The sequence below is a fragment of the Clostridium sartagoforme AAU1 genome, assembly GCF_000401215.1.
Classification (GTDB): Bacteria; Bacillota; Clostridia; order Clostridiales; family Clostridiaceae; genus Clostridium; species Clostridium sartagoforme.
The window spans coordinates 1-5,282 of record NZ_ASRV01000098.1 but is presented as its reverse complement, the minus strand read 5'-3'; the positions used below and the strand labels follow the sequence as shown (position 1 = coordinate 5,282).

Annotated in this window: 5 protein-coding genes and 1 other annotated feature; of the genes, 3 read left to right on the top strand and 2 right to left on the bottom strand. The window is 28.5% G+C overall.

The window, feature by feature from the left end:
- The first annotated feature begins 190 nt into the window (after nt 1-190).
- From A500_RS08205 to argS, 3 genes are all read left to right on the top strand, one after another.
- Nucleotides 191-1,621 (top strand): LCP family protein, encoded by a 1,431-nt coding sequence (locus A500_RS08205; RefSeq protein ID WP_016207117.1) that lies wholly within the window; start codon nt 191-193, stop codon nt 1,619-1,621.
- A 118-nt stretch (nt 1,622-1,739) separates the two neighbouring features.
- Complete coding sequence (locus A500_RS08200; RefSeq protein ID WP_016207116.1) at nt 1,740-2,387, top strand: site-2 protease family protein; 648 nt, start codon at nt 1,740-1,742, stop codon at nt 2,385-2,387.
- Nucleotides 2,388-2,541: 154 nt separating this feature from the next.
- Nucleotides 2,542-2,749, top strand: a binding site (T-box leader).
- 61 nt (nt 2,750-2,810) lie between these two features.
- A complete protein-coding gene (argS, locus tag A500_RS08195; RefSeq protein ID WP_016207115.1) occupies nt 2,811-4,502 on the top strand; it encodes an arginine--tRNA ligase in 1,692 nt (563 codons plus the stop codon).
- 51 nt (nt 4,503-4,553) lie between these two features.
- Here argS and A500_RS19930 read toward each other — a convergent pair whose 3' ends face one another.
- On the bottom strand, nt 4,554-4,721 hold the full coding sequence (locus A500_RS19930; RefSeq protein ID WP_016207114.1) for a FeoB-associated Cys-rich membrane protein: 168 nt from the start codon (nt 4,719-4,721) through the stop codon (nt 4,554-4,556).
- A gap of 58 nt (nt 4,722-4,779) precedes the next feature.
- Complete coding sequence (locus tag A500_RS08190) at nt 4,780-5,001, bottom strand: FeoA family protein (protein ID WP_016207113.1); 222 nt, start codon at nt 4,999-5,001, stop codon at nt 4,780-4,782.
- Between the last annotated feature and the right edge of the window lie 281 nt (nt 5,002-5,282).

Here is a 5,282-nt window from a genome sequence, read left to right as displayed (position 1 = left end):
AGTAAATAATTCATATAAAGTAAATAATTAAAGTAAATAATTGAAAAACATATAAAACATATAAAACATATAATTGTTATATATTTGTAACAATTATGACAAATAAATTTAGTATAATTTAATGGATATTGTTGTAAGAATATAAATCTTAGTTATATAATAGTAAGGTAAAGTAAAGGGAGGAATTTGGATGAGCGAGAATGAGTTAACGAAGAAGAGAAAAAAATCTAAGAATAAAAAGAAAACAAGAAATAAAATTATATTAATATCAGTATTAAGTGTATTAGCAATAATAATAGCAACAGCATTATGGTGGTATAATAGTTTGAGAAATAGAATTTATGTGGAATATAAGCCTGAAGTTAAAAAGGAAGCAAGCTATAATGAAGTAGATGGAATTACAAATGTCTTATTAATAGGAACTGATGGAAGAACATTAGATGAACCAGCAAGGTCTGATTCTATTATTATAGCCACTTTAGATAATAATAATAAAAATGTTAAGTTAACAACAATAATGAGAGATACATTAGTTGATATACCTGAATATGGTGAAAATAAAATAAATGCAGCTTTTGCTTTTGGAAGCTCTGAACAAGATGATAACGGAAAACTTCGTGGTTCAGAAGGTGGAGCAGCCTTACTAATGGAAACTATAGAACAAAACTTTAATTTACATTTAGATAAATATGTTATAGTTAATTTTTGGGGATTTGAAGCTATAATAGATGAAATCGGTGGAATAGAAGTTGATATTAAAGATTATGAAATAGAGGAAGTAAATAAATATATAGGTGAATCAACAGGTGTAAATTCTCCTCCAATTACTGAAACAGGACTTCAAAAGGTAAACGGACAACAAGCTTTATCATATGCAAGGATTAGATATGTCGGTAATGGGAATTTTGAGAGAGGCGAGAGACAATCAGCAGTATTATATCAAGTAGCTTCAAAACTCAAAGAAGTTAATCCTATTAAGTATGTAGGAGTAGCTAATACATTATCACAACATGTAAAAACCAATATAGATATACCAGAAGCTTTAAATTTAGCTTATACAATTTACAAATTGCCTAATTTAAATTTTGAGAGATTACAAATACCACAAGCTGAACTTATAGCAAGAGATAATTTATATAAGGATAGAGGATGGTGTTTATTAATAGATCTTGAGCAAAACTCAAAGATACTTTATGACTTTATATTTAAGAATAAATCACCTAATCCAGAAGAATTTGATTTATTATCAGTAGAAAATGCAGCTGCAAGATATAATGCAGAGGAAGCAAGATATAATTCATTATATAACATAAAGCCAGAAGATTATAATGATAAAAATGAAGAAAAGGTAATAGATCCAGTACCAGATAAAGATGTTGTTAAACCACCAACAGGAGGAACAACGAATCCACCGACAGATGGAGGAACAACGAATCCACCAACAGGAGGAGGGACAACGAATCCACCAGCAGGAGGAGGAACAACGAATCCACCGGCAGGAGGAGGAACAACGAATCCACCAACAGATGGAGGAACAACGAACCCACCAACAGGAGGAACAACGAATCCACCAACAAATGGTGAAAATAATGTGAATAATTCTGATAAACCTCAAAATTAATAAAGTTTTAAAGAGCTTTACTTCTAAGTAAAGCTTCTTTTTATTAAAAAAATGTAAATATAAACTTTGCTTTAATAAATATGATATAATCATAAAAAGAACAAGGAGGAGTAGAGTGATGGGAGTAGATTACTTATTAAATAAGATATTGGCAGTGCCAGCAATATTAATAGCTTTTGTAGCACAAGGATATGCCAAAGCTAAAGTAGCAGATAAATTAGGCGATAAAACACCAAGATTTCAAGGAAGATTAACATTAAATCCAGCAGCTCATATAGATTTAATGGGCTTTATAATGATATTATTAGTTGGCTTTGGATGGACTAAGCCTTTAGATACTAATCCAAGGGCATACAAAAGGGGACAGAAGGATGCAATAAAGGTAACTATGGCAGCACCTCTTGCAAATTTGTTAGTAGGATTTATTGCTATGTTTATATATGGATTATGGGCAATTACAGCATATAAAATAGTTCCTTCATCATCATACAATATTGTGGGCATGGCTTTACAATATATATCAATAATAAATATAAATTTATTTGTATTTAATTTAATACCACTTCCTGGTCTTGCAGGATTTGAATTATTTAAGGAGCTAAGTCCTAAAAACTTTTATAAAGTTGCAGATATTCTTTATCAATATCAAATGTTTATTCTTATAGGGGTGGTCTTATTAGGAAGATATATATTAGCAATACCTTCAGGTTTAATAATTGAATTATTTAGTAAAATAGCTTTTGGAATTTTAGGATTAATATTTTAAAAAAGTTTATAAAAAGACATTGATGTATTTATTGCAAGATTAATATTTATACTGATAAGGTATAATTACTAATTATGAATTATTATATATACCTTTTATGTTGACAATAAAAGTTTTGTTTATGTATAATGTTTATATTAAAATAAAATAAGTATTAATATCAATGAAGAGAAGAGTACTATATTTAATTCTTTAAGCGAGTAAGGGGTTGGTGTAAGCCTTATAAGATAGAGTATTAGGAAGAGAGTCTTGGAGATAGCTACTGAAATTTTATTAGTAGGATAGTTCGTATTGCTGCGTTAAAGCATTGAGTGGCATTTTATGCAATCAGAGTGGTACCGCGGAAGTTTTCCGTCTCTTATTTAGTTAAGAGACGGATTTTTTATTTTTTAATTAATAGTGAAACTTAAGGAGGATATAATAATGGATTACAAGAAAAAAGTTGCGCAAGCAATAAGTAAGCATGTTGATATGGATATTGAAAGTATAGAGAAATTAATTGAAATTCCACCAAAGAGCGATATGGGAGATTATGCATTTCCATGTTTTCAACTAGCAAAAGCTTTCAGAAAAGCTCCTAATATGATATCAGAGGAATTAGCAAGTAAAATAAGTAATGAAGGATTTGAAAAGATAACTAATATTGGACCATATGTTAATTTTTTTGCAGATAAAAGCATATTTACTAAAAATACAATAGAAAAAGTATTAACAGAGGGAGATGAATATGGTTCATCTAATATTGGAGAAGGAAAAACTATTTGTGTTGAATATTCATCACCTAATATAGCAAAACCATTTCATGTTGGGCATTTATTTACAACAGCTATAGGAAATTCTCTATATAAGATCTTTAAAAAAGAAGGTTACAATGTTCAGGGAATAAATCACTTAGGAGATTGGGGAACTCAATTTGGAAAACTTATATCTGCATATAAAAGATGGGGAAATGAAGAAGCTTTAGAAAAGAATGCTATAGATGAACTTTTAAGAATATATGTTAAATTCCATGATGAAGCAGAAAAAGAGCCTTCACTTGAAGATGAAGGAAGAGCTTATTTTAAAGCATTAGAAGATGGTGATAAAGAAGTAGAAGCCTTATGGAAGAGATTTAGAGATTTAAGTTTAAAAGAGTTTGAAAGAATATATGAAATTTTTGATGTTAAATTTGATTCATATGCAGGTGAGGCATTCTATAATGATAAAATGGATGTTGTAGTAAATGAGTTAAAGGAAAAGAATTTGTTAGTAGAAAGTAATGGAGCGCAAGTAGTTATGCTAGATGAGTATAATATGCCTCCGTGTATAGTGTTAAAGGGTGATGGAGCATCAATATATGCAACTAGGGATTTAGCAGCAGCCATGTATAGAAAGAAAACATATGATTTCTATAAGAGCATATATGTAGTTGGGACACCACAAGCTTTACACTTTAAACAAGTATTTAAGGTTTTAGAGCTTGCAGGACATGAGTGGGCAAAAGACTGTGTCCATGTAGGATTTGGTCTTGTAAAGTTTGCAGATAGAAAACTTTCAACTAGAAAGGGCGAGGTCATTCTATTAGATGATTTAATTAGAGAATCTATAGATAAAACTTTAGAAGTAATAAATGAAAAAAATCCAGATTTAGATAATAAAGAGGAAGTAGCTAAGAAGATAGGTGTTGGTGCTGTAGTATTTACTTATCTAAAGAATTCAAGAGAAAAAGATATAGTATTTGATTGGAAAGAAATGCTTTCATTTGATGGGGAAACAGGTCCTTATGTTCAATATTCATATGCAAGAGCAAATAGTATATTAACAAGAGCTGGAGAACTTAAAGGAAATGCAGATTATTCTAAACTTACATCAAAGGAAGAGTTTGAATTAGTAAAAGCTTTAGAAGGATTTGCAAAGCAAATACATTTAGCAACTGAAAAACTAGAACCATCAATTGTTACAAGATATGCAATTGAAGTTGCAAAAGCATTTAATAAATTCTATAATGCACATTCTGTATTAAATTTAGAAGATGAAGAATTAAAAGAAGCAAGATTAGGCTTAGTAAAAGCAACATGTCAAGTTATTAAAAATTCTTTAGCCTTATTAGGAATTGAAGTTGTAGATAAGATGTAATTTAAAATGGCTTAATAAAATTTAATTTAATTTTATTAAGCCATTTTATTTTTAGTTTTTCTTTGCCAATTTAATTCCCTTTGAATTATCTTCATACATTGGACAATGGTCAGAACAGGTACCACAGTTACAACCACCACCTTTAGAAGATTTCTTTATAGATTTATATATTGTAGTTCCAGCAAAGGCTACAATAATTAAGGTAATTAATATTTCCATGAAAACACCTTCTTTTTATAAATAATATTTATGATAGATATTATAAAGGATACTTTGTTTATACAGATAAAAAGATATTTTTAGCATCTTTTTTCCTAATAGCTAAATCAAATCCTCTAAGATTAACTATTATAGGATCACCAAGAGGTGCAACTCCTTTAAATTGAATTTCCGTACCTTCAATACAACCAAGGGCTAATAATCTTTTGGCAAGCTTATCATCACCATCAATATATTTTATTATAGCTTTTTGTCCTAATTTTAAATCACATAAACTCATACTGTCACCTCGTATTGAAAATCATTATCATACAAATATAATAACAAAATGTGAAAAAGTAGTCAATGCTTTTAAGAATTTATTAATTATAATCATAAATTAAAAATATTCTTTTACAGATTATAATTATAAGTATAGAGAACATATAATAAATTACATAATATTATATAAGTAGGAATATTTAAATTTATATAAGTTGCAATAAGTAACTCATAGTTAATAAAGTACTTTAAAAAATTAAAATATTTTATTAAGTTAGTATTTCAGTGACTTATATAAAA

Excerpts from the sequence above, each read along its gene's own strand:
- A500_RS08205 (WP_016207117.1), top strand. The coding sequence starts at position 191 with ATGAGCGAGAATGAGTTAACGAAGAAGAGAAAAAAATCTAAGAATAAA.
- A500_RS08200 (WP_016207116.1), top strand. The coding sequence starts at position 1,740 with ATGGGAGTAGATTACTTATTAAATAAGATATTGGCAGTGCCAGCAATA.
- argS (WP_016207115.1), top strand. The coding sequence starts at position 2,811 with ATGGATTACAAGAAAAAAGTTGCGCAAGCAATAAGTAAGCATGTTGAT.
- A500_RS19930 (WP_016207114.1), bottom strand. The coding sequence starts at position 4,721 with ATGGAAATATTAATTACCTTAATTATTGTAGCCTTTGCTGGAACTACA.
- A500_RS08190 (WP_016207113.1), bottom strand. The coding sequence starts at position 5,001 with ATGAGTTTATGTGATTTAAAATTAGGACAAAAAGCTATAATAAAATAT.